This window comes from Qipengyuania triglochinis (genome assembly GCF_054655615.1).
The window spans coordinates 672,852-695,803 of record NZ_BAAHND010000002.1 but is presented as its reverse complement, the minus strand read 5'-3'; the positions used below and the strand labels follow the sequence as shown (position 1 = coordinate 695,803).

Here is a 22,952-nt window from a genome sequence, read left to right as displayed (position 1 = left end):
CCTTGCCAACCGCCATTTTGGCACGGGCTGGCTGATGGGTGAGTGGTGGGCTATCCTAGCTCGGGTAGAGCTATCGCGCTGATCTGACGGCCCTGGGTCGTCTCGCCGCGATGAGTCGCGCGCCTGTAGGAATGGAATTGCGCCTCGTTTGCATAGGTGTCCAAGGCAAGGTCGGCGATTCGGCCGGTACCCGCAACGGCGAGGCGGTGAGCCACATAGGCGGGCAGATCGAACTGATAGTGCCCCTCTCTGCCCGGAGCGAAGAAACGTTCGTCGGCGTCCTCGAACTGGCGCCTCATGCCCTTGCCGACTTCGTAACTGGATTGCGCGATAGTCGGGCCGATGGCGGCACTGATGCGCACGCGATCGGCACCGAGATCCTCCATAGCCGCAAGCGTCGCTTCCAATATCCCGGCGCGCGCACCCTTCCAGCCTGCGTGAGCTGCACCAATGACGCCCGCGTCAAGATCGGCGAAGAGAACCGGCGCGCAATCGGCCGTCACTATGCCAAGCATCAGTCCAGCGCGATCGGTGACTAGCGCGTCGCCTTCCCGAATATCCCCGCCAGCTTCGCGCATCACGCACACGTCGGCGGAATGGATCTGCTTGAGCTTCACCAACGGCGCTCCGGCGACCACGTCATCACTTTCCAGGCCATCGCGCGCCGAGAACCCGTGGGGCACGCCTGCCAGCACTTCGCAAGTGAGCACTTTAGCCAAGGGACCGGGTGACCTGCTCGAATGTGTCGCGCGAAAGCTTGGGCGCGGCCGCGATGCGCTCCAATTGTTCGCGCATCAGAGCCGACCTGCCCGGCTCCATCTTTCGCCACCGCCCGAGCGACGGCACGAATCGCGCTGCTGTCTGCGAATTGATCGGGTCGAGTTCGAGGATCAAATCGGCGATTATCCGGTATCCTTCGCCACTTGCAGCATGGAAGCCGTGCGGGTTGGCAGCGAAAGCCATGTAAAGCGAACGCACCCTGTTCGGATTCTTGAGCGTGAAGTCCTCATGATCGGCGAGAGCCTTAACATGCTCGATCACGTGAGGATGGAGCGACATAGCCTGCAACGAGAACCATTTATCGATGACCAACGAGTTGCCCTGGTAATGATTATAGAAGTCCACCAACGCATTTGTCCGTTCTGCACTATCGACACCCGTCAGAACCATCAGTGCGCCTTGGCGATCGGTCATATTGTCCGCTCCCTCATACTGCTGCGAGGCAAGCTCGGTAGCCTTCTGAGGATCGCCCGCTACGAGATATGAGAGGATTAACGTCTTCAATTTTCGCGCGCCCTTCGCCTGTGAATCCTGCGAATAGGGGACTTTCGCCGCGCGATTGTAAAGGCGCTGGAGGCTTTCTTCCAATTCCTTCGCGATGACAGCCTTCAGCCCCTCGCGTTGCTCGAAAATCCGGCCAGGATCGGCATTTTCGAGCCGCTCCATGATATACGTCTGGCTGGGCATAGACATAAGCTCGCCGCGCATGAGGTCGTCGATTTGCTCGTCCTCGATCACACTGCGGACCGCGCGCATGATATCCTTCTCATTCGCAGTGCGCGTGGCGTCATCGAGGGCACCCTTGCTTGCCGCAACGAGATGACCGACCATCAGATCCTGCATTGCTTCGTATCGTGCGAAAGGGTCATCATCGCTAGCGGCGAGGAAGACCAGTTCGTCACCTGCAATGTCTCGCTGAACGGATATCGGGGCGGAAAAGCCGCGATTGATGGAAAGCACCGGTTTTGACGCAAAACCGGGGAAGCGGATCGTGTCGCTCGCCTTGTCCAGAACGATCAATTCTTCACCGGCATGCCTGCCGCTGTCCCGGTCGAACAGAGCGATCTTCAATGGGATCGGCATGGGCTTTTTGTCCGATTGCCCGGGTGTGTCGGGGATGGTCTGCGAAAGCTCGAGCACGGCTTCGCCGCCGTCATGTGTAAGCTGCACGGAAACCTGGGGTGTACCGGCCTGCGCATACCATAGCCGGAACTGCGAAAGATCGAGACCGGTGCCATCCTCGATCGACTTCACGAAATCCTCGCATGTCGCGGCCTCGCCATCGTGGCGATCGAAATAGGTATCGGTGCCACGCCGGAAGGCATCGTCGCCCGCCATGGTCTTCATCATCCGAATGACCTCGGCGCCCTTGTTGTAGACGGTTGCGGTGTAGAAATTGCTGATCTCGCGATAGCTGTCCGGGCGGATCGGGTGCGCAAGGGGGCCGCTGTCTTCGGGGAACTGGGCGCCACGCAGGACGCGAACGTCCTCGATGCGTTTGACCGGTGCACTGCCCATGTCCTGGCTGAACAGCTGATCACGCAGGACAGTGAAGCCTTCCTTGAGGCTGAGCTGGAACCAGTCGCGGCAGGTGATGCGGTTGCCCGACCAGTTATGGAAGTATTCGTGGCCGATCACGCCCTCGATGCCATCATAGTCGCCATCGGTGGCGGTTTCCGGATCGGCGAGGACGTATTTGGTGTTGAAGACGTTGAGGCCCTTGTTCTCCATCGCGCCCATGTTGAAATCGCTCACGGCGACGATGTTGAACAGGTCGAGATCGTATTCGCGGCCGAAGGTTTCCTCGTCCCACTTCATGCTGCGCTTGAGGCTTTCCATCGCATGTTCGGTGCGATCGAGGTCGCCGTCGCGCACATAGACATTCAGTTCGACCTTGCGGCCGTTCATGGTGGTGAAGCTGTCCGCCCGCGCCACCAGATCGCCGGCGACCAGCGCGAAGAGGTAGGACGGCTTGGGCCACGGATCATGCCATTCGGCGGTCAGAAGCTCGCCATCATCATCCATACGGACGCGGTTGCCGTTGGAGAGGAGGACGGGGAAATCCTTCTTGGGGCCGCGCATGGTGACGGTGTAGGTCGACAGGACGTCTGGCCGGTCGGGGAAGAAGGTGATGCGGCGGAAGCCTTCGGCCTCGCACTGGGTGCACAGCATGCCGCCCGAGGCATAGAGACCCATCAGCTGCGAGTTGGCGGACGGGTCGATCTCGGTCACGATTTCCAGCGTGTGGCTGTCACCTTCGAGCGTTACCACTAGATCATCGCCGTCCATCATGTGACCGGCGCAATCGCCCCCGTCGCACTTCAGCGAGACCAGCTCCAGCCCGTCGCCATTGAGGCGGATCGTGGGCGAGACTTCGGCGGCAGGATTACGCTCCACCTCCAGCGTCGCAGTGACGCGCGTCTTCTCCAGCCCCAGATCGAAGTCGAGCTTGGTGGTCGGCACCAGCCACGCGAAGGGCGCATAATCCTCGCGCCGGATTTCCGGCGGAGCCTTGGGCTCGACGGCCGCATCGGCCATTTCGATGTTGCCATCGGGCGTGGAGGGGTTGCGCGCGATATCCATGGTGGTCCTGTTCTTTTGAGAGCTTTGGGCTAATACGCCCCGATGCCTCGTTTGTTCATCTTCGGCCTCGGCTACACGGCAAAGCGTTTCGCGCACAAGATGCGTGCGGAAGGATGGCAGGTCGATGCCACCGGCAGCGACGGGACGGTCGATTTCACCGACCATGACGCTGTCGCCGCGCAGATCGCCGGTGCCGATGTCGTGCTGAGCTCGGTACCGCCCGCCGATGGCAGCGATCCCGTGCTGGAGCGTTACGAAAGCCGGCTGGCGGGCCGCTGGCTGGCTTATCTATCCTCCACCGGCGTCTATGGCGATGCGGGCGGCGCCTGGGTCGACGAGCAGGCCCCCACCGGCACCGGCCGCCGCACTGCGCGCGCGGAATGCGATGCGCGCTGGCTGGACCTCGGCGCGCGGGTGTTCCGCCTGCCGGGCATATACGGCCCCGATCGCAGCGCGTTCGACAAGGTTCGCGAAGGAACGGCCCACCGGATCGACATGCCGGGGCAGGTCTTCAGCCGCGTGCATGTGGAAGATATCGTGTCCGGCCTCGACGCTGCCATTCGGCATGACGCACCGCCCGGCGCATATAATCTGGGCGACGATCTGCCCGCCAGCCACAATGAAGTGACCGAGGAAGCCTGCCGCCTGCTGGGCGCCATGCCGCCCCCGCTCCAAACGATGGAGGAGGCGGACCTTTCGCCCATGGCGCGCGGTTTCTACGCGGAAAATCGCAGGGTCGCGAATGGCAAGGCGAAACGCGTGCTCGGCTGGGAGCCGCGCTATCCCACCTATCGCGAAGGCCTGGCCGCGATCATGGCTCGGGCGTAGCGCGCCTTGGCGGAGCTGCGGTCCGGCCGCGCATCGCCACCACCATGCCCGTTAGCGTGATCGCCGCGCCCGCCGCGGGCAGCGGACCCCAGACATAGCCTTCGAACAGGGTCGACAGGATCATCGCCACGATCGGAACGATCACCGAACTGTAAGCCGCCGTTCCGGCCCCGACCTTGCGCACCAGCCCGTAATAGAGCGGGAAGGTCACCACCGAGCCGAGCAGGCCGAGATAGAGAATGCCCAGCGCATAGGCCGGCCGGTCGTCGAACTGGGGCGGCCCCTGCGTGGCAAGGGCAAAGCCTGCGTTGAGCACCACGCCGACCGCCATCGACCATGCGAGCAGCGTCAGCAATGGCTGGCGCTTCGCCCCTTCGGTAGCCTGAATGATATTGGCCGCACTGGCAGACAGGATGCCGCAGACGGTGAGCCCCGCCCCCATCAACACTTCGCCCAGCGTGGCAGGCGATGCGCGCCATTCCTGCGCGAACAGCATGGCGACGCCCAGCGCGGCGATGGAGGAGCCGATCACGAATTCGCGGCGGATCGGCTGACCCAGCACCAGCCGCCCGAAAATCGCATTGGGCACCACCAGCAGCGCGAACATCACCGCGACAAGGCCGGAGGTGATGAATTTCTCCGCATTATAGACGAAGCTGAAATTGAGGCAGAACTGGAACAGCCCCAGCGCAAAGGCCCAGCGCCAGCCAGCGCGCGGCAGCCGCAGCGGTTCGCCGCGCAGCTTGGCCAGAGCGAACATGCCCAGCGCCGCGACGACGAAGCGCCAGGTGATCGACCAGCTTGCCGGGACCGAGGATATCTGGTCGCGGATCACCAGCCAGGTGCCACCCCATATCACGCTGACCAGCAGGAAGGCAGCAAGGTTGCGGGGAGTAAGCAGGCTTTCGCCGCCGGATTGCGCGCTCATAAACCGGAAATCGCCTCTGCCAGAGCGCGGGCATCCTCTTCCCGCGTATTCCATGCGGTCACGAAGCGGGCGGCATCCCCGCCCCAATCGTAAAAGCCGAAGCCGCGCTGGCGCAGCGCCTCACGCTCGTCCGCCGTGCAGCGCACGAACAGTTCGTTGGCTTCGACTGGGTGCATCAACCGGTCGCCGCAGGCCCCGGCGATTTCGGCAGCGGCGGCATTGGCCGCGCGCGCATTGTGCAGCCAGACATCGTTATCGAGCATGGCGTGGATCTGGGCGGCAAGGAAACGCCCCTTGCTCTGCAAGTGCCCCGCCCGCTTGCGGCGGTATTTCGCCACATCCGCAAGGGCGGGATCGAAGAAGACGATCGCTTCGGTAGTCATCCCGCCATTCTTCACGAAGCCGAAGCTGAGCGCATCGACCGGCCCGGCAGCCGTCGCAGCCGAAACGCCGAGGAAGGCTGCGGCATTGGCGAACCGCGCGCCGTCCATGTGAAAGTGCAACCCGCGTTCGTCCGCCAGCGCCCGGATCGCGGCAATTTCCGCGGGGCGATAGGCGCGGCCATATTCGCTGGCCTGCGTGATCGAGATCGCATGCGGCTGGACCTGATGCACATCGTCGCGAATGGGATCGATCACCGCGCGGAGGCCACCCACGTCCAGCTTTGCCCCTTCACCCTGCCCCAGCAGCAGCTTGGCCCCGTGGAGGTAGAAGCCGGGCGCCCCGCCCTCGTCCATCTCGATATGCGCCTCTTCATGGCAAACGACCGCGCCATGCGGCTGCACCATGGTGGCAAGCGCCAGGCAGTTCGCGGCCGTTCCCGTGGCTACCCACAATGCCGAGCAATCGCGCCCGAACAGATCGCTCATCCGCTCGTCCAGCGATGCGCTCAGCGCATCGCCATCATAGGGGGTATCGCTGGAGTCAGCCGCGCGCATCGCGTCCCACACGGCGGGGTGAACGGAAGCGGAATTGTCGGACAGGAAGTGCATGGAACGCGCATAGCGACCTGCGCGTTGAGCCGACAACCACAGAAAGACGATTATGAGCACAAGCCAGATTGAAATCGAACGTCACGACAACGGCAGCCAGGGCGAATACATCGCCAAGCTGTCCGGAAGCGAGGACAAGGCCGAACTGAGCTGGACCGACCGGAACGGCGTGCGCCACGCGACCCATACCTTCGTGCCGCCCAGCCATCGCGGCAAGGGCGTGGCCGAAGAACTGGTAAAGGCATTGGTCGCCGATGCCCGCGAACAGAATTTCAAGATCGCGCCCGACTGTTCCTATGTCGAACGCTGGTTCGACCGGCATCAGGATTACAGCGACCTGCGCGCCTAAGCGATAGCGGATCCCTTGGTATCGAGCAGGCGGGAGAAATCCGTGCCTGCCATGCTGCGGCATATCTGTGCCCGCCATTGCTCTGCCTGGGCCAGCGGCACGCCCTTGATACGGAACTTGCCGCCCGCCAGTCCGAGATGGAGCGTCGCATAGCCGCGCCAGCGGGCAATCGGCCCCTGCGAAATTTCGACCGACTGCAGCTTCACGCGCGAAGCGATCGAAAGCTTCGGGGCCAGGCTGCCGATGCGGTTGTAGATCTGGTCATGGTCGATCGCCCGGCGGTCGCGTTTCCAGCGCCACCATCCGAATGCTGTCACCAGAATGATGGCGAGCAGCGGAACCGCCCACAGTGGTTTGCTGACTAGAATCGCCGCAATGATGGCGAGGATAAGCAGCATGGACGCGGCAATGATTACGCGGTCCATGAAATAACGCGGGGCCGCGCGCACCCACTGCGTATCGGGTGCCGGGCGATGAAAGCCGGTCAGGCCGATGACCTGGTCCAGTTCGGGCAGCTTGCCGAAGGGCACGGCGTCGTGATTGTCGCCCCCGCTGTCATTCGCCAGGCTGATGATCTTGAGCGAATGCCAGCCGAAGCGTTTGCGCACCAGCCCGGTTTCCATGCGCAATGCCTGCACGCGGTGCAGCGGCATAACCAGATCGGTGCGTGTCAGCAGCCCGCGGCGCCGGCGCAAACCCTTGGGCGTATGCTCCAGCCGGAAATCCCATTCGCGCAGGGATGTGCGGATCACCCCGGTCGCAATGCCGATGGGGATCAACGACACGGCAGCGATGATGAAACCGGCAGTCCGCGCAAACGGGCCGAGATCGGCAAGCCATTGGCCCGGACCTGCCAGCTGCTGCTGCCATTCGTCGACATCCCACAGATCGAAGGGCAGGAGGAACTCCAGCTGCTGTGCGGCACCGGCCAGCACGGCGACGATGGCCAGCGAAAATTCGAACAGGCCGAAGGTCAGCACGCGTTGCGGGTTCATGGCAAAGACCGTTTCGGCCTCGGGCTCCACCCGTTTGGCTGTGGGCGTCTCCATTCCGGATATCGCCGCCGCTTCTGCCTGCGCATTCTCGGGCTGCAAAAGGGCTGGCGTATCGTCCTTGCGATCGCGCACCACTTCGCGCAGCCGCTCGCCCTCGGCTTCCGAGAGATAGGCGAGCTTGAGATCGTCCCCGCCGCCGGCCCCGGTCTCGAACTTGACCTCGACGAGGCCGAACATGCGCGGTAGCAGCTTCTGCTCCAGGCTTACGTCCTGAATGCGCTCGTAGGGAACAGAGCGGGCCGCCCGCGACACTATGCCGCTTTCCACCCGCACATCGCTCTCGCCGATCGTATAGGTCAGGCGCAGCCACTGCAGATAAGCGAAGAACACGTTGGCGAGGATGACCGCGATCAGGATCGGCACGGCAAAGGCAAGAAACCCGCCATTGCCTTCCCGGTTCAGGATAGCCACCCCGCCCAGCACCACCGGGACCACGAGCTGAAACAGCATGCTCACCGCACGCACCCCAAAGCTGAGCGGATTGGTCCGCCGGGGCTTCATCGGTTCACCGGTCATTGCGTGTCGCGCCGGATGGCGAGCCGGATTTCCTCGCGCATGGCCAGCGCATCCTCATGCGCCAGCCCGCCGAGCGAGACCGAGGCATTGTGCGATCCGGCCGTATGCACCGTCACCGTGGCAAGGCCGAACATCCGTTCGAGCGGGCCGCGATCGACATCGATATGCTGGACACGGCCGAACGGCACTACCGTATCGGACCGGAACAGCACGCCGCGCACCACGCGCAGCCGCTCTTCCGCGATCGAATAGCCGCGCGTACTGAACCGGCGCATCGGCATGTAAATGACGAGGACCGCAGCCAGCAGGAGCGCGGGCACCCACACCACGCCGGTCCAGCCGGGAATGGCCACTTCCGCAACGGTCGATCCGATAATCAGCAACACCGCCGGAATGGCAGCGACCAGCCGCATCATCGACTTGTAGCGCGGATCGAGCGGGGTAAGGTCTTGGCTGTCGTCCATAGCGCCTTGCATATGCAAGACACCCGTCGCGTCAACGCCTTTGATTGAAACGCCGTCCCACCATGGCAGCGGCGATATTGGTTTTCTGCACATCGGTGGTGCCGCCCGCTATGCCCCAGGCGAAACCGTCGCGCACGCGCTGCTCCATGCCGTAATCCTTGTGATAGCCATAGCCGCCCATGATCTGCATTCCGTTGGCCGTGACGCTGCGCACCATTTCATTGGCGAAGCACTTCGCGGTCGAGCTTTCGTAGACATCGGGCAAACCATCGGGATTATGCGCGGCATTGGCGGCGGCACGGTAGATCAGCAGCCGCGACGCATCGACCTGCATCGCCATTTCAGCGAGCCGCAGCTGCACCGCCTGGAAATCGACGATCGGCTTGCCGAAAGCAGTGCGCTCCTGAACATACTCGGTCGCCTGTTCCAGCGCCGCGGCGGCTAGACCAAGCGATTGCGTGGCATTGCCGCAGCGTTCGAGTCCGAAGGCGCTCATCAGTCTGCCGAAGCCCCCGGCAGGCACGATCAGGTTTTCGCGCGGTACCCGGACGCTGTCGAAGGCGATGTCGCGCGTCTCGATCCCGCGAAAGCCCATCAGCGGCTCGCGCTTGCCGAAAGACACGCCTTCCATTTCGCGATCGACCAGCAGTGCGCCGATACCCTTTGCGCCGGGTGCGTCGGACAGGCGGGTGTAGACAACATAGTAACTGGCGTGGCCGGCGCCCGACGTCCAGCGCTTCGTCCCGTCGAGGATGAAATGGTCCGCTTCTTCCCTCGCCCGGGTGTTGAGGTCGGTCAGCGCTGTGCCGGCATCGGGTTCGGACATGGAAACTGCCACCGTCGCCTCGCCCCGCACGACTGCAGGAATGATGCGCTGCTTCAGCGCCTCCGAACCGAAGCGTTCGACGGTCCGCACCGGCCCCACCAGCGCCTCGAACACAGGAAAGGCGACTGCATTGGAAATCATGGCGAACTGCTCGAGCACCAGCAATGCTTCGAGGTGCCCCAGCCCCAGGCCTCCGTATTCTTCAGGCAAATTGACGCCGAGGAACCCCATCTCGCCGTAGCGGCGCATCATTTCGGAAGGGACGGAGAAGTCCCCCTCCTCCATTTGCCGGGCTAGGTCGGGCAATTCCTTGCGCGCGAAATTGCGCGCAGCCTGCTGAAGCTCTGCCTGCTGCTGCGTAAGCCGGAAATCCATGGCCACCCTCTCCTTCGCCAGAAAGGATGCCGCCATCTCAATTCACCGGCAAGGGCAAGCTGGTCTGGCGTAGTTGAGCAGGGCGTTAGGCGGAGGCGCCGCCGCTGGAGCCGACTGCTTTTCGCGAACAGCACCGTCAGCCGCACACGGAGTCGGTTTCTCGCCAGCCGTTTGGGGTCTGCGATGAAGAGGTCGTGCTCGAGAAATGGTGCTGCTGGGGAGGATTGAACTCCCGGCCTCACCCTTACCAAGGGTGCGCTCTACCACTGAGCTACAGCAGCACATGTCGCCGCGAGAAAAACCGTCGCGGGGTGGAGGCGCGCGCTATTGGCAGAAGCGAGACATAAGTCAACCTTCGCTTGCCTCCTTCATCGATTTTCGCAAGAGGAATGCGCCATGAGCGCTGGAAACGACAAAATGACACGCGAGGAACGCCTTGCTGCGAAACTTCGCGAGAACCTGCGCCGCAGGAAAACGCAGACCCGCGAAATGCGCGAATCGGGCGACGACGGGGTTTCCAACCCGCCTGAGGGCCGCTAACGCGCAGGTCTCCTAGGGAAAACCGGAGTATTCATGTCGAAGCTGATCCTCGTTCGCCACGGCCAGAGCGAGTGGAACCTCGCCAATCGTTTCACCGGCTGGTGGGATGTCGACCTCACGGAAAAGGGCGAGGCAGAAGCCCGCGCGGCCGGTGAACTGATGAAGGCCAAGGGCGTTCTGCCCACCACTGCCTTCACGTCGCTACAGAAACGCGCGATCAAGACGCTTAACATGGCGCTGGAAGAATGCGACCGGCTCTGGATTCCGGTCACGCGCGACTGGCACCTGAACGAGCGCCATTATGGCGGCCTCACCGGCCTCGACAAGCAGCAGACGCGCGAGAAGCATGGTGACGAGCAGGTTCACATCTGGCGCCGCAGCTTCGACGTGCCGCCGCCCGAAATGGAGCGCGGCAGCGAATTCGACCTGTCGGACGATCCCCGTTACGCCGATATTGACGTTCCGCTGACCGAGAGCCTGAAACTCACCATCGAGCGGGTTCTTCCCTATTGGGAAGAGGCTATCCTGCCGCTGCTCGGCAAGGGAGAAACGGTCATCATCTCGGCGCACGGCAATTCGCTGCGCGCGCTGGTTAAGCACCTCTCCAATATCTCGGACGAGGAAATCACCGGCCTCGAGATTCCGACCGGCCAGCCGATCATCTATGAATTCGATGGCACGGCGGTTGCCAGCGAACGCTATTATCTGAAGGATTCATAAAGATGGCCGCGGGGGAGGCAAAAGTTGCCATCGTGATGGGAAGCCAGTCCGACTGGCCGACCATGAAGTGCACGGCGGACGTTCTGGATGAACTGGGGGTCGCCACCGATGTCCGCATCGTGTCCGCCCACCGCACGCCGGATCGCATGTATGATTTCGCCAAGGCGGCCGAAGCAGACGGGTTTCACGTCATCATCGCAGGCGCCGGCGGTGCAGCGCATCTGCCCGGTATGATCGCCGCTCTGACCCACATCCCCGTTCTGGGCGTTCCGGTTAAATCCCGCGCGCTGTCGGGGCAGGACAGCCTGCTTTCCATCGTCCAGATGCCGGCGGGTGTCCCGGTGGGCACGCTGGCGATCGGCGAAGCAGGCGCGACCAATGCTGGGCTGATGGCTGCCGCGATCCTAGCCAATGGGGACGAGCATCTGAAGCAGCGGCTGAAGGACTGGCGCAAGGCTCGCAGCGATGCGGTGACGGACCGGCCAGAGGACTAACGCCTTTTCATCGGGCCAGGCTTGTCGCGGCCCTGAACTTTCTTATCGCGCTGTGGCACTAGCCCCGGGCGAATAATTTTCCGGGAGATTTTCTTGCTCAAGCGCGGGTCCACCATCGGCATCCTCGGCGGCGGCCAGCTCGGTCGCATGATGGCCACGAGCGCCGCCCAACTGGGCTACCGCGTGATTGGCTATGCCCCCGAAGGCGATAATGTCATGGATACTCTAGCCGAGGGTTTCGTGACTGCGGACTGGGACGACAGCGCTGCCCTCGCCGATTTCGCGGCACGCTGTGATGCCGTGACGTGGGAGTTCGAGAACGTGCCCGTCGCTACCGCGCGCAGCATCCCGGGTCAGGCGATCTTTCCCGATCCGCGTGCGCTGGAAACCGCACAGGACCGGCTGAATGAGAAACGCTTTATCGAGGATCTGGGCGGCAGGCCGGCATCCTATGCCAAGGTCGATTCCACTCACGATCTGATCGCTGCGGTCGACCGGCTCGGGGCACCGGGCATCCTGAAGACCCGGCGCGACGGCTATGACGGCAAAGGCCAGTGGCGCATCGGAAACGGACGCGAAGCGGAGGCGCTCCGCGTTCCCGACACACCATGCATCTATGAAGCCTTCGTTGAATTCGACGCTGAATTTTCGGTCATCCTCGTGCGCAGCCGTGATGGGGAAATCCGGTTCTGGGATTCGACCCGCAATGAACATCGCGATGGCATCCTTGCCGCGTCGCACTTCCCTGCGGGCGAGGTGATTTCGGCGCAGATCGATGGGGCGCGCGAATTGGCGCGGAAGGTGGCCGATGCTCTCGAATACGTTGGTGTACTGACCCTGGAATTCTTTGCCACGCATGAAGGCCCGATCTTCAACGAGATGGCGCCAAGGGTGCACAATTCGGGCCACTGGACGATCGAGGGGGCGGCCACCAGCCAGTTCGAGAACCATATCCGCGCCGTTGCGGGCCTGCCGCTGGGCGATACGCGGACCACCGCCGCCGGGGTCGAGATGCGCAATATTCTTGGCAGCGATATCGAAAATGCACATGCTACGCTGACCGATGCGCGGCTTCACCTGCATGATTACGGTAAGGCCGAGGCGAGCGATGGCCGCAAGATGGGCCACGTGACGCTGATCACGCTCGACACGCGCGCATGAGCCTGTTCCTGATCTATGCCCGCGCCGCCAATGGTGCGATCGGCAAGGAGGGCCGCCTGCCCTGGCACCTGCCCGCCGATCTCAAGCGCTTCAAGGCGCTGACCATGGGAGGGGACAAGCAGGGCCTGCCGATGATCATGGGGCGCAAGACCTTCGAGAGCCTGCCCGGCCTGTTGCCCGGCCGCCGCCACATCGTGCTGACAAGGCGCGAACGGTGGGATTCGACCGGCGCCGAGGTAGTCCGTTCGGTCGAGGAAGCGATGGCGAAAGCGGGAGATGGCGACGTCGCGGTGATCGGCGGGGCGGCGATTTTCGACGTGTTCATGCCGCTCGCTGCGAAGGTCGAACTCACTGAAATCCATCGGGATTTCGACGGCGATGTGTTCATGCCACCCCTCGGCCCGGAATGGGAGATTTGCGGGCGGGAGGACTTTGCGGCGGAGGGTGAGAGGCCCTCCTATTCCTTCCTCACCTATACCCGCGTCGGCGAGGCAGCGGCGTGAGGTTTCTCGACCATCGCGAGCGGTTGCCCGAATCCCTGCGCGGGGCGATTATCGCGCTGGGCAATTTCGACGGCTTTCATCTTGGACATCAGGCGGTGGCGAAGCAAGCCATTGATTGGGCACGCAAAGAAGGCCGCCCGAGCATCATCGCCACCTTCGATCCGCACCCGGTGCGCCACTTCAAACCCGATGTCCCGCCCTTTCGGCTGACCACGCTGGAGCAGCGCCAGGAACTCTATCTGGCAGCGGGTGCCACGGCGATGCTGGTCTTCCATTTTGACCAAAAACTGTCCGAAACTACGGCCGAACACTTTCTTGATCGGATCTTGATCGACCGGATCGGAGCCAGCGGCGTGGTGACGGGTGACGATTTCCGCTTCGGCAAGGGCGCGGCGGGCGATGTGGCCCGATTGCGCGAATCGCCGTTGGAGGTTCGCGCAATCGATCCGGTGATGGATGGCGGCAAGCCCGTGTCGTCCAGCCGGGTGCGCGAGGCGCTGCGCGAAGGCGATCCGCAGGAAGCGGCCCGGCTGCTCACCCGCCCCTTCGCCATTCGCGGCGTGGTGGAACATGGCGACAAGCGTGGCCGCACGATCGGCTATCCCACGGCGAATGTGTCGATCGAAAGCTATCTGCGGCCCAGATACGGGATATATGCCGTGACGGGGCGGATCCTGGCTACCGGGCAGGTGCTGAAGGGCGCGGCCAATATCGGGGTGCGGCCCCAGTTCGAGCCGCCCAAGGAATTGCTCGAACCCTATTTCTTCGATTTTTCCGGCGATCTGTACGGTCAGGAGATCGAGGTGGGTTTCCACCACTTCCTGCGCGGCGAGGCGAAGTTCGACAGTCTCGACGGGCTGGTCACGCAGATGGAGAAGGATTGCGACGAGGCGCGGCGGTTGCTGGGCTAGGTTGCCTTCGGGCTTGGTATCCTTCCCGCAAGTCATTGCGAGCGGAGCGAAGCAATCCATCGTGAGACGTTGCAACCGGGGGCGAGGGATGGATTGCCGCGTCGCCTTCGGCTCCTCGCAATGACGTAGTTTTTGGTGGAGGTGGATTGTCCGTCCGAGAACTGCCTTCCCTTCGCCCTCTCGCGATGACGAGTATTTGCACGGGGCGCGCAAGCGGCTAAGGCGCGCAGCCTATGGCCGATAGCAACGACACCAGCCGCGATTACCGTGATACGGTCTTCCTTCCCAAGACCGATTTCCCGATGAAAGCCGGGCTTCCGCAGAAGGAACCGAAGATCCTTGCGCGCTGGCAGGAAGAGAAGCTGTACGAACAGCTTCGTGAAGACCGTGCCGGGCGCGAGAAGTTCATCCTTCACGACGGCCCGCCCTATGCCAATGGCGACATGCATATCGGCCACGCGCTGAACCGCATTCTGAAGGATATGGTCGTCCGCAGCCAGTCGCTGCTGGGCAAGGACGCGCCCTTCGTGCCGGGGTGGGACTGCCACGGCCTGCCGATCGAATGGAAGGTCGAGGAAAAGTACCGCAAGAAGAAGAAGGACAAGAAGTCCGTCCCCCCGGCCGAATTCCGTCAGGAATGCCGCGATTATGCCGCCCATTGGGTCGACGTGCAGCGCGAACAGCTGAAACGGCTCGGCCTGATGGCGGATTTCGACAATCCGTACCTCACCATGCAGTTCGAAAGCGAGGCGACCATCGTTGCCGAGCTGATGAAGTTTGCGGAAGGCGGCAATCTCTATCGCGGATCGAAGCCGGTGATGTGGAGCCCGGTGGAAGAAACCGCGCTGGCCGAGGCCGAGGTGGAATATGAGGACATCACCTCGACCCAGATCGACGTGGCATTCGAGATCACCGAAAGCCCCATTCCCGAACTGGTCGGCGCGTATGCGGTGATCTGGACCACCACCCCGTGGACGATCCCGGTGAACCAGGCTTTGGCCTATGGGCCGGAGATTGAGTATCGTCTTCTCGACATCACTTACGATGCGGGAGCGCCTGACGGACAGTCGCCGCAGGCTGGGACGGTAGCAACCGTCGAGGCCGCAGAGGCTGCAGGACTTCCAGCCGATGCAACCCGAATCTTAATTGCCTTCGAGCTTGTCGACCAGTTTAAGGCTAGGCTGAATGCAGCTCTCTCCAAGCTCAATATCGAAGGCGCTGTCGAGCCGACGGTAAATGTCTTTGATGCCCTCGGGGCAAAGAATAGCCGATACAAAGGCTCCGACCTAGCCGGAACCGTCGCCCGCCACCCAATGCACCATCTCGGCGGGTTCTACGCCAAGCCGCGTCCGCTGCTCGCAGGCGACTTCGTCACTACCGACAGCGGTACGGGCCTCGTCCACATGTCGCCCGATCATGGCGAGGACGACTTCCTGCTTTGCCGCGCGAACGGGATCGAACCGCAATTCGCCGTCATGGGCGACGGGCGCTATCGCGACGACTGGGAATGGCTGGGCGGCAATGACGAGCGCCGCCGCGCGGTCATCAACAAGCAGTTCAACGCGCCCGACGGCCCGATCTGTTCGGATCTGCGTGAGGCAGGCGCGCTGCTGTCGGCGAGCGACAATTACCAGCATTCCTATCCGCATAGCTGGCGTTCGAAAGCCAAGATCATCTATCGCTGCACGCCCCAATGGTTCGTGCCGATGGACAAGGAAGGCACCACGCCCGATGGCAAGACGCTGCGCGAAACCGCCCTGTCCGAGATCGAGCGGGTAAAGTTCTATCCGGAAAAGGGCCGCCGCCGCATCGGGTCGATGGTCGAAGGCCGCCCCGACTGGGTGCTGTCCCGCCAGCGTGCCTGGGGCGTGCCGATCACGCTGTTCGTGCGCAAGGACGGCAGCTATCTGCAGGACCCCGAAGTCAACGCCCGCGTGATCGCGGCGGTGAAGCAGCAGGGCGTCGATGCCTGGGTGGAAAGCCGCAAGGAAGAATTCCTGGGGGCGGATCACGACAGCCAAGAATTCGAAATGGCCACCGACATTCTCGACGTGTGGTTCGATAGCGGCTGTACCCACGCCTTTACGCTGGAAAGCGGCCGCTGGCCCGCCTTGCGCTGGCCCGCCGACCTGTATCTGGAAGGCAGCGACCAGCATCGCGGCTGGTTCCAGTCCTCCCTGCTCGAAAGCTCCGCCACGCGGGGGCGCGCGCCTTATGACGCGGTGCTGACCCACGGTTTCACCATGGCGAGCGACGGCAAGAAGATGTCGAAGAGCCTCGGCAACACCATCGATCCGCTGAAGGTCATGGAACAGTATGGCGCCGACATCATCCGCCTGTGGGCGCTGAGCGTCGATTTCACCGAAGATCACCGCATCGGTGACGAGATTCTGAAGGGCGTGGGCGACCAGTATCGCCGCTTGCGCAACACCTTCCGCTATCTCCTCGGCGCGCTGGACGGATTCGTCGGCGACATGGGCGATGCGGGCGAGATTCCCGAACTGGAGGTCTATATCCTCGCGCTGCTCGCCGATCTCGACGGCAAGCTGAAGACGGCGCTCGAGGCGTATGACTTCAACACCTACACGCGCCTGCTGGTCGATTTCTGCAACGAGGATCTGTCGGCCTTCTACTTCGATATCCGCAAGGACACGCTTTATTGCGATGGCCCGGATTCGACGCGGCGCAACGCCTATCGCACCGTGCTGGATCTGCTGTTCCATTCGCTGGTCCGCTATGCCGCGCCGGTGCTGGTGTTTACCGCCGAAGAAGCGTGGGGCACGCGCTATCCCGAAGGGGGCAGCGTCCACCTGCTCGAATGGCCCGCGGTCCCCGGCGTTTCCGCCGATGGCGAACGCTGGGCGAAGCTGCGCGACCTGCGCGAGCGCGTGACCGAGGCGATCGAGCCGCTGCGGCGTGACAAGACCATCCGTTCCAGCCTGGAAGCGGATGTGACGGTGCCCGCAGATGCCGTGCCCGAAGGCTTTACCGACGACGATCTTGCCGAGCTGTTCATCACTGCGTCAGTGACGCGGGGGCAGGTGGGCGAGGTGTCCGTTACCCGTACAGACGAAAACAAATGCGGCCGTTGCTGGCGCCTGCTGCCCTCGGTTTCCGAGGACGGGGCGCTGTGCGATCGCTGCGAGGATGTCGTCGCCGAAATGGATGCTGCCTGACATGAACCCGCTGCTGCGCCTGCGCCTTTTCGGCGTGCTGTTCGCTTTTGCGATCTATGCCATCGACCAGTGGGTCAAATGGCTGATGGTCGTGCCCCTGCAGCTGCGCCAGAAAGGCGTGATCGACCTGCTGCCGTTCTTCGACCTGCGCTGGACGCAGAACTTCGGCGTTTCGATGGGCCTGTTCGAAGCCGACAGCATGGAATCGCGCTATATACTGGTGGGCGTCACCGCGCTGATCGCGCTGGTGGTCACCATTTGGATGTTCCGCGAAAAGGCATGGGGCGATATCCTCGGCCTGTCGCTGATCCTCGGCGGGGCGCTGGGCAACATCAAGGACCGCTACGATCTTGGCTATGTCATCGACTATGCCGATTTCCACATCGGGGAATTCCGCCCCTTCCTGATCTTCAACATCGCCGATGCGGCCATCACCATCGGCGTCCTGATAATTCTTGCCCGTGCCTTCTTCATGCGCGACAAGGATCATGACGAGGTCGATGACCTCATGCACGGCAAACCGGCAGACGCCGCGGAGAGCAACTGATGAATACCCTTACCCGTATCGCCCTTCTCGGCGCGACCTCGAGCATGCTGGCGGCCTGCGGCGGCGGCGGTTTCCTGAACCGCGAACGCCCGGACGAATTCGCCGTGCAGCGCCAGGCGCCGCTGGTGGTACCGCCCGATTTCAACCTCACGCCCCCTGCCCCCGGCGCGCCGCGCCCGGCCGAAGGCACCGCTGCCGAACAGACGCTCGAAGCGCTCTTCGGCGGACCGGCAGAACGTAGCGCGGTGGAAACCAGCGCGCTCGACCGGGCCGGCGTGGCCGAACCGGGCATCCGTTCGTCGGTCGGTTCGGAAGAGACCAATACGGTCGCCAAGGGCACCGTCACCCGCGACATCATCGCCGCCCCCGAAGGCGACGGCGGTACGGCGCAGGCCGTAATTCCGGGCTGATTATTTCAACGCGAGGTTGCAGGCGTTTGACCTGCAACCCTCGTGGCTCCGCAGTTTTTTGTTTTCGCCCTCAAACGCCGGGCGCAACGCATCCGCGTTGCTTGGCTTCGCCGCATAAGCGGCGGCGCGCGGTCGCGCTTTGGCTGCCGCGACCAGGAACAGGATCTCACCTATATCGCGCTAGTCCGGTTCGCGACCAGCGAACCGCAAGGGCGACCGCCCGCCCGCAGCGGGTGCAGCTTGCTGCACGCATAGCGAGGACGAACCGACGGAGGTCGGTTCGCAAAACAAAAACTAAAACCTAACCTAATCCCCGGCGACGTCGTCCACTTCGGGGTCGCCGGCGATGGCGCTCACCAGCACCTTGTCGATCCGGCGTTCGTCCAGATCTACCACTTCGAAGCGCCAGCCCTGTTCCTCGAACCATTCGCCTTCGGAGGGCAGCTTCTTCATCACGGCGAGGCAGTAACCGGCCACGGTCGCGAATTCGCGATCGTCGCCGTAGTCGAGCTCCAGCCGGTCGGCGAGCGCATCGGCAGAGAGCGAGCCTGCCACCAGCAGCGAGCCATCCTCCCGCTCCACGATGCCGGGCGTGTCGTCGGGGTCCTGGTCGCTGGCGAAATCGCCGACCAGCGCGGTCAGCAGGTCCACCGGGGTCACGATGCCGTCGAGATGGCCGTATTCGTCATGCACCATGGCCATGGCGACATCGGCCTGCTGCAAGACGCGCAGCGCGTCGACCGCATCGAGCTGGTCGGGCACGACCTCGGCCTTGCGCATCAGCGCTTCAAGCTGGAGGCCCTCGCCCGCCAGCAGCGCGCTCAGCACCTCGCGCACGCGCACGAGGCCCATGACCTTGTCGGGTGTGCCGTCGGCCACCGGCCAGACCGAATGCGGGCTGTCCTCGAGCAGCTGGCGCACCGCCTCTTCGTCGGCACTCACGTCGATCCAGTCGAGATCGGTGCGCGGCGTCATCACCTCGCGCACGGGGCGCTGGGCGAGCCGGACCACCCCGGCGAGCATCTGGTGCTGTTCGGTCTCGATCACGCCGCTGCGCGTCGCTTCGGCAAACAGCATCTGCAATTCTTCCGCCGTGACCGAGCTTTGCCCGCCAGGCTTCACGCCCAGCAGGCGAATCAGGGCGCCCGACGACGCATCGAGCAGCCACACCACCGGCGCGGCGATCTTCGCCAGGATGGCCATGGGCAGCGCCATGGCAATGGCGATCGGCACGGCTGCCCGCAGCGCGACCTGCTTGGGCACGAGTTCGCCCACGACGAGGCTGAAATAGGTGGTGAGCGCGATGACCAGCGCAAAACCGGCCTGGTCCGCCCACTCTGCAGGCACACCCAGCGCGACCAGCCGCTCACCCGTCGGACCGCCCAGGCTGGCGCCCGAATAGGCACCGGCGACGATGCCGACCAGCGTGATGCCGATCTGTACGGTGGAGAGGAACTTGCCCGGGTCCGCCGCCAGTTCGATCGCGGTCTTCGCCCCCGCGCTCCCTTTCTGTGCGGAGGTGCGCAGCCGTCCCGTGCGGGCGGAAACGATGGCAAGCTCGCTCATGGCGAAAACGCCATTGAGCAAGATCAGGCCGGCGATGACGAGCAGATCTGTCCAGGGATAGGGTGTCACGCTTCCTCGCTAGCACAAAAGCACGGCGCTGCCAGCGCTTCGGGGGAACAGGCTGTTAATTGAGTGGTTGGGAGGTTCTAGAGACGCAGGTGGGCGCGTCCCATCGCACACGGGTGTGGAAGGTCCCAGGGCTGTGAAACCCCGTCTCGCAAAAAGGGAACTAAAAACATGAAGACATCACGCTTTTTCCTCGCCGGCCTTTCCTCGGTCGCCCTCCTGGGCACCTCGGCCTGTGTCACGGACCCGAACACGGGTGAGCAGAAGATTTCGCGCACCGTTCTCGGCGGTGTCGGCGGCGCAGTTGCCGGCGGCCTGCTTGGCGGCGTTATCGGCGGCAAGACCGGACGCATCATCGGTGCAGCTGCAGGCGCGGCAGGCGGCGGCTATGTCGGCTACCGCATGGACCAGCAGATCAAGGAACTGAAAGAGCAGACCGCCGGTTCGGGCGTCGATGTTTCGGAAACCGATGGCGGTGACGCCATTCTCGTGAACCTGCCCAACGGCGTGACTTTCGCCACCGGCAGCTACACCATCAACGAGACCTTCCGCCAGACGCTGGACAATGTCGCTGCAAACCTCGTCCAGTATCCCAACAGCCTGGTCGACGTTTACGGCTACACCGACACCGTCGGTTCGAGCGATTCGAACCAGCGCCTGTCGGAGCAGCGCGCGCAGGCAGTTGCCAACTACCTCACCAGCCGCGGCGTAAGCTCTTCGCGTATCCGCTGGATGGGCTTCGGCGAAACGCGCCTGGCCGTGCAGACCGGCGACAATGTGGCAGAGCCGCTGAACCGCCGTGTCGAAATCAAGATTATTCCGTTTGATCAGGACGATGTGAACGCAGCGCGCGCCAATCAGTAAGCGCCGCACTGCGGACTGACATAGCAGTCACCAGAGGGGTCGGGCTTAGTCCGGCCCCTTTTTTGTCGGGTGCTTACTGGCTAACGACCTTGTTGGCCCGATCGGCAAGGTGCTCGATCGTGGCGGAATGAATGCCGGGCGCGCAGGCGACCACGCCGAACGCGCGCGGATCGCGCTTGTTATAGTCCAGTTTCCGCCCGAAACTGTCGGACACCGCTGCCCCGGCTTCGCGCGCGATCAGCCCGGCTGCGGCGATATCCCATTCGAAACCCCAGCGCAGCGTGGCGACCAGATCGGCACGATCGTCGGCAACCATGGCGATTCGCAGCGCAATCGAATTGGGCTGCTCCACCTTGGTCAGCATGTGGTCCTGCTTCATCAGATCGTTGGCCGGAACACGCGCCCCGTCGAACTCCTGGCGAATAGATGCGCGGATGGCCTTGCCATTCAGCGTGGCCCCCTGCCCCGCAACCGCCTGCCACATCTCGCCGCGCGCCGGTGCGCACAGCGTACCCAGCAACGGCCGCCCGCCGCTGATCAGCGCGACACTGACCGCCCAGCCCTTGCGCCCGCGGATGAAGTCACGCGTGCCATCCACCGGATCGACCAGCCAGATCAGATCGCGATCGAGCCGTTTCGGATCGTCGACCGTCTCTTCCGACAGCCAGCCAGCCGAAGGAAGCAGCGCCCCCAGTTCGCGCTTGAGAAAGGCATCGACGGCAAGGTCCGCTTCGCACACCGGGCTGCCGGGCGCCTTCTCCCAGGTGCGCAATTCCGCACCGGCGCCGGGCCACAGGCCGAGCGCTATCTCGCCGGCCTGAGCGACGATGGTTTCGAGGCGTTTGCTGTCAATCATGGGACGCCGCCGCCCCTGCACCTGAAACCCGCTCTTTTCAAGCGCGCCCAGACATGCTTATGCGCGAAGCGCAATTCCCACCCCGTATAGCGCTACCAGGCGCGAAGGATCAGCGATCGACATGAACATTCACGAATATCAGGCCAAGGAACTCCTCGCGAAATACGGCATCGCCGTTCCCACGGGCTACGCAGCGCTCACCGTCGAGGAAGCCGTCGAAGGTGCGAAGAAACTCCCCGGACCGCTCTATGTCGTGAAGGCTCAGATCCACGCCGGCGGCCGCGGCAAGGGCAAGTTCAAGGAACTCGGCCCCGACGGCAAGGGCGGCGTCCGCCTGTCGAAGAGCGTCGAGGAAGTCGAAGCCAATGCCAAGGAAATGCTCGGCAACACGCTGGTCACCATCCAGACCGGCGATGACGGCAAGCAGGTCAATCGCCTTTATGTGACCGACGGTGTCGACATCGAAAAGGAATATTACCTGTCGATGCTGGTCGACCGTGCCACCGGCCAGGTCGCCATGATCGCTTCGACCGAAGGCGGCATGGATATTGAAGATGTTGCCCACGAAACGCCCGAGAAGATCACCACCATCACGATCGACCCGGCGCAGGGCTTCATGCCGCACCACGGCCGCGCAGTGGCTTTCGCGCTCAAGCTGGAAGGCGACACCAACAAGCAGTGCCAGAAGCTGGCCAAGCAGCTTTACACCGCCTTCATGGAACTCGACATGGAAATGCTTGAGATCAATCCGCTGGTCGAAGACAAGGACGGCAATCTGTCCGTGCTCGACACCAAGATGAGCTTCGACGGCAACGCGCTTTATCGTCACAAGGACGTGGAAGCGATGCGCGACGAGACCGAGGAAGACCCGGCCGAAGTCGAAGCCAGCGAATACGACCTCGCCTACATCAAGCTCGACGGCAACATCGGCTGCATGGTCAATGGCGCGGGCCTCGCCATGGCAACGATGGACATCATCAAGCTGAACGGTGCCTTCCCCGCCAACTTCCTCGACGTGGGCGGCGGCGCCACCACCGAGAAGGTGACGGCGGCATTCAAGATCATCCTCAAGGATCCGGCGGTCGAGGGTATCCTCGTCAACATCTTCGGCGGGATCATGAAGTGCGACGTGATCGCCAACGGCATCGTGCAGGCAGCCAAGGACGTGAACCTGTCGGTTCCGCTCGTGGTTCGTCTCGAAGGCACCAATGTCGAAGCCGGCAAGGAAATCCTCGAGAATTCCGGCCTGCCCATCGTCAGCGCCGACGATCTGGGCGATGCTGCGAAGAAGATCGTGGCGGAGGTCAAGAAAGCGGCCTGATCGCCTCTGTCCAGACAGAGACACCGGAAGGCGGGCCCGCGGAAACGCGGCCCGCCTTTCCTTTTGGAGCAAGGCGCGGGAACGCTCGCAGGCGCCCCGCCTTATCTAAACAAGCACTCGC

At 63.3% G+C, this 22,952-nt stretch carries 22 protein-coding genes and 1 tRNA gene; 13 read left to right on the top strand and 10 right to left on the bottom strand.

The genetic code is table 11. The features are described 5' to 3' along the window. Positions 1-50 precede the first annotated feature (50 nt). Positions 51-719: a peptidoglycan editing factor PgeF gene (gene pgeF, locus ACYQ0G_RS09515; protein ID WP_460101966.1), complete on the bottom strand. Its 669-nt coding sequence runs from the start codon at positions 717-719 to the stop codon at positions 51-53. Next, a complete protein-coding gene (gene pepN, locus ACYQ0G_RS09510) occupies positions 712-3,363 on the bottom strand; it encodes an aminopeptidase N (protein WP_460101964.1) in 2,652 nt (883 codons plus the stop codon). Before pepN ends, pgeF begins: the two co-directional genes overlap by 8 nt. Positions 3,364-3,405: 42 nt before the next feature. Between pepN and ACYQ0G_RS09505 the strand changes: the two genes are divergently transcribed. After that, the gene (locus tag ACYQ0G_RS09505) at positions 3,406-4,191 is read left to right on the top strand and encodes a Rossmann-fold NAD(P)-binding domain-containing protein (protein WP_460101962.1); all 786 of its coding nucleotides are present in this window, start codon (positions 3,406-3,408) and stop codon (positions 4,189-4,191) included. On the opposite strand, the gene ACYQ0G_RS09500 is transcribed toward ACYQ0G_RS09505, so the two are convergent. Then, positions 4,175-5,119, bottom strand: coding sequence for a DMT family transporter (locus ACYQ0G_RS09500; protein WP_460101961.1), 945 nt, complete (start codon positions 5,117-5,119; stop codon positions 4,175-4,177). The two genes, ACYQ0G_RS09505 and ACYQ0G_RS09500, sit on opposite strands and share 17 nt — an antisense overlap. Further along, positions 5,116-6,111, bottom strand: coding sequence for a threonine aldolase family protein (locus ACYQ0G_RS09495; protein WP_460101959.1), 996 nt, complete (start codon positions 6,109-6,111; stop codon positions 5,116-5,118). Before ACYQ0G_RS09495 ends, ACYQ0G_RS09500 begins: the two co-directional genes overlap by 4 nt. A gap of 52 nt (positions 6,112-6,163) precedes the next feature. Between ACYQ0G_RS09495 and ACYQ0G_RS09490 the strand changes: the two genes are divergently transcribed. Next, a complete protein-coding gene (locus ACYQ0G_RS09490; RefSeq protein ID WP_460101957.1) occupies positions 6,164-6,460 on the top strand; it encodes a GNAT family N-acetyltransferase in 297 nt (98 codons plus the stop codon). Here ACYQ0G_RS09490 and ACYQ0G_RS09485 read toward each other — a convergent pair. The 4 genes from ACYQ0G_RS09485 to ACYQ0G_RS09470 all read right to left on the bottom strand — a co-directional run bounded on the left by ACYQ0G_RS09485 (position 6,457) and on the right by ACYQ0G_RS09470 (position 9,977). Continuing rightward, positions 6,457-8,031, bottom strand: coding sequence for a PH domain-containing protein (locus ACYQ0G_RS09485; RefSeq protein WP_460101955.1), 1,575 nt, complete (start codon positions 8,029-8,031; stop codon positions 6,457-6,459). The two genes, ACYQ0G_RS09490 and ACYQ0G_RS09485, sit on opposite strands and share 4 nt — an antisense overlap. Continuing rightward, complete coding sequence (locus tag ACYQ0G_RS09480) at positions 8,028-8,495, bottom strand: PH domain-containing protein (RefSeq protein ID WP_460101953.1); 468 nt, start codon at positions 8,493-8,495, stop codon at positions 8,028-8,030. Before ACYQ0G_RS09480 ends, ACYQ0G_RS09485 begins: the two co-directional genes overlap by 4 nt. A gap of 31 nt (positions 8,496-8,526) precedes the next feature. Then, complete coding sequence (locus ACYQ0G_RS09475) at positions 8,527-9,696, bottom strand: acyl-CoA dehydrogenase family protein (protein WP_460101951.1); 1,170 nt, start codon at positions 9,694-9,696, stop codon at positions 8,527-8,529. Positions 9,697-9,902: 206 nt separating this feature from the next. Further along, a tRNA-Thr gene (locus ACYQ0G_RS09470) sits at positions 9,903-9,977 on the bottom strand. 115 nt (positions 9,978-10,092) lie between these two features. Between ACYQ0G_RS09470 and ACYQ0G_RS09465 the strand changes: the two genes are divergently transcribed. From ACYQ0G_RS09465 to ACYQ0G_RS09425, 9 genes are all read left to right on the top strand, one after another. Then, on the top strand, positions 10,093-10,236 hold the full coding sequence (locus tag ACYQ0G_RS09465; RefSeq protein WP_460101949.1) for a hypothetical protein: 144 nt from the start codon (positions 10,093-10,095) through the stop codon (positions 10,234-10,236). A gap of 33 nt (positions 10,237-10,269) precedes the next feature. Beyond that, positions 10,270-10,956, top strand: coding sequence for a 2,3-diphosphoglycerate-dependent phosphoglycerate mutase (gene gpmA, locus ACYQ0G_RS09460; RefSeq protein WP_460101948.1), 687 nt, complete (start codon positions 10,270-10,272; stop codon positions 10,954-10,956). A 2-nt stretch (positions 10,957-10,958) separates the two neighbouring features. Next, positions 10,959-11,450, top strand: coding sequence for a 5-(carboxyamino)imidazole ribonucleotide mutase (purE, locus tag ACYQ0G_RS09455; protein ID WP_460101947.1), 492 nt, complete (start codon positions 10,959-10,961; stop codon positions 11,448-11,450). Between the two features lie 93 nt (positions 11,451-11,543). Continuing rightward, positions 11,544-12,611, top strand: coding sequence for a 5-(carboxyamino)imidazole ribonucleotide synthase (locus tag ACYQ0G_RS09450; RefSeq protein WP_460101946.1), 1,068 nt, complete (start codon positions 11,544-11,546; stop codon positions 12,609-12,611). After that, positions 12,608-13,114, top strand: a complete 507-nt coding sequence (locus tag ACYQ0G_RS09445) for a dihydrofolate reductase (RefSeq protein ID WP_460101944.1) — start codon at positions 12,608-12,610, stop codon at positions 13,112-13,114. The genes ACYQ0G_RS09450 and ACYQ0G_RS09445 overlap by 4 nt, the downstream gene beginning before the upstream one ends. Beyond that, on the top strand, positions 13,111-14,025 hold the full coding sequence (locus tag ACYQ0G_RS09440; protein ID WP_460101942.1) for a bifunctional riboflavin kinase/FAD synthetase: 915 nt from the start codon (positions 13,111-13,113) through the stop codon (positions 14,023-14,025). Before ACYQ0G_RS09445 ends, ACYQ0G_RS09440 begins: the two co-directional genes overlap by 4 nt. Before the next feature lie 233 nt (positions 14,026-14,258). Beyond that, entirely contained in the window at positions 14,259-17,201 is a 2,943-nt protein-coding gene (locus tag ACYQ0G_RS09435) for an isoleucine--tRNA ligase (RefSeq protein ID WP_460101940.1), read from the top strand. Between the two features lies 1 nt (position 17,202). Continuing rightward, a complete protein-coding gene (gene lspA / locus ACYQ0G_RS09430) occupies positions 17,203-17,748 on the top strand; it encodes a signal peptidase II (RefSeq protein ID WP_460101938.1) in 546 nt (181 codons plus the stop codon). Further along, positions 17,748-18,158, top strand: coding sequence for a DUF3035 domain-containing protein (locus tag ACYQ0G_RS09425; RefSeq protein ID WP_460101936.1), 411 nt, complete (start codon positions 17,748-17,750; stop codon positions 18,156-18,158). Before lspA ends, ACYQ0G_RS09425 begins: the two co-directional genes overlap by 1 nt. A gap of 306 nt (positions 18,159-18,464) precedes the next feature. On the opposite strand, the gene ACYQ0G_RS09420 is transcribed toward ACYQ0G_RS09425, so the two are convergent. Beyond that, entirely contained in the window at positions 18,465-19,793 is a 1,329-nt protein-coding gene (locus tag ACYQ0G_RS09420; RefSeq protein WP_460101934.1) for a hemolysin family protein, read from the bottom strand. A 168-nt stretch (positions 19,794-19,961) separates the two neighbouring features. Between ACYQ0G_RS09420 and ACYQ0G_RS09415 the strand changes: the two genes are divergently transcribed. Continuing rightward, a complete protein-coding gene (locus tag ACYQ0G_RS09415; RefSeq protein ID WP_460101932.1) occupies positions 19,962-20,654 on the top strand; it encodes a YiaD family glycine zipper/OmpA-like lipoprotein in 693 nt (230 codons plus the stop codon). Between the two features lie 73 nt (positions 20,655-20,727). Here ACYQ0G_RS09415 and ACYQ0G_RS09410 read toward each other — a convergent pair whose 3' ends face one another. Next, positions 20,728-21,510, bottom strand: a complete 783-nt coding sequence (locus ACYQ0G_RS09410) for a 3'(2'),5'-bisphosphate nucleotidase CysQ (protein ID WP_460101931.1) — start codon at positions 21,508-21,510, stop codon at positions 20,728-20,730. 121 nt (positions 21,511-21,631) lie between these two features. On the opposite strand from ACYQ0G_RS09410, the gene sucC reads away from it, so the two are divergent. Further along, the gene (sucC, locus tag ACYQ0G_RS09405) at positions 21,632-22,831 is read left to right on the top strand and encodes an ADP-forming succinate--CoA ligase subunit beta (RefSeq protein ID WP_460101929.1); all 1,200 of its coding nucleotides are present in this window, start codon (positions 21,632-21,634) and stop codon (positions 22,829-22,831) included. Positions 22,832-22,952: the final 121 nt, after the last annotated feature.

Coding starts and splice junctions, on each gene's coding strand:
- pepN (WP_460101964.1), bottom strand. CDS start 3,363: ATGGATATCGCGCGCAACCCCTCCACGCCCGATGGCAACATCGAAATG.
- ACYQ0G_RS09505 (WP_460101962.1), top strand. CDS start 3,406: ATGCCTCGTTTGTTCATCTTCGGCCTCGGCTACACGGCAAAGCGTTTC.
- ACYQ0G_RS09500 (WP_460101961.1), bottom strand. CDS start 5,119: ATGAGCGCGCAATCCGGCGGCGAAAGCCTGCTTACTCCCCGCAACCTT.
- ACYQ0G_RS09495 (WP_460101959.1), bottom strand. CDS start 6,111: ATGCACTTCCTGTCCGACAATTCCGCTTCCGTTCACCCCGCCGTGTGG.
- ACYQ0G_RS09490 (WP_460101957.1), top strand. CDS start 6,164: ATGAGCACAAGCCAGATTGAAATCGAACGTCACGACAACGGCAGCCAG.
- ACYQ0G_RS09485 (WP_460101955.1), bottom strand. CDS start 8,031: ATGACCGGTGAACCGATGAAGCCCCGGCGGACCAATCCGCTCAGCTTT.
- ACYQ0G_RS09480 (WP_460101953.1), bottom strand. CDS start 8,495: ATGGACGACAGCCAAGACCTTACCCCGCTCGATCCGCGCTACAAGTCG.
- ACYQ0G_RS09475 (WP_460101951.1), bottom strand. CDS start 9,696: ATGGATTTCCGGCTTACGCAGCAGCAGGCAGAGCTTCAGCAGGCTGCG.
- ACYQ0G_RS09465 (WP_460101949.1), top strand. CDS start 10,093: ATGAGCGCTGGAAACGACAAAATGACACGCGAGGAACGCCTTGCTGCG.
- gpmA (WP_460101948.1), top strand. CDS start 10,270: ATGTCGAAGCTGATCCTCGTTCGCCACGGCCAGAGCGAGTGGAACCTC.
- purE (WP_460101947.1), top strand. CDS start 10,959: ATGGCCGCGGGGGAGGCAAAAGTTGCCATCGTGATGGGAAGCCAGTCC.
- ACYQ0G_RS09445 (WP_460101944.1), top strand. CDS start 12,608: ATGAGCCTGTTCCTGATCTATGCCCGCGCCGCCAATGGTGCGATCGGC.
- ACYQ0G_RS09435 (WP_460101940.1), top strand. CDS start 14,259: ATGGCCGATAGCAACGACACCAGCCGCGATTACCGTGATACGGTCTTC.
- lspA (WP_460101938.1), top strand. CDS start 17,203: ATGAACCCGCTGCTGCGCCTGCGCCTTTTCGGCGTGCTGTTCGCTTTT.
- ACYQ0G_RS09425 (WP_460101936.1), top strand. CDS start 17,748: ATGAATACCCTTACCCGTATCGCCCTTCTCGGCGCGACCTCGAGCATG.
- ACYQ0G_RS09415 (WP_460101932.1), top strand. CDS start 19,962: ATGAAGACATCACGCTTTTTCCTCGCCGGCCTTTCCTCGGTCGCCCTC.
- ACYQ0G_RS09410 (WP_460101931.1), bottom strand. CDS start 21,510: ATGATTGACAGCAAACGCCTCGAAACCATCGTCGCTCAGGCCGGCGAG.
- sucC (WP_460101929.1), top strand. CDS start 21,632: ATGAACATTCACGAATATCAGGCCAAGGAACTCCTCGCGAAATACGGC.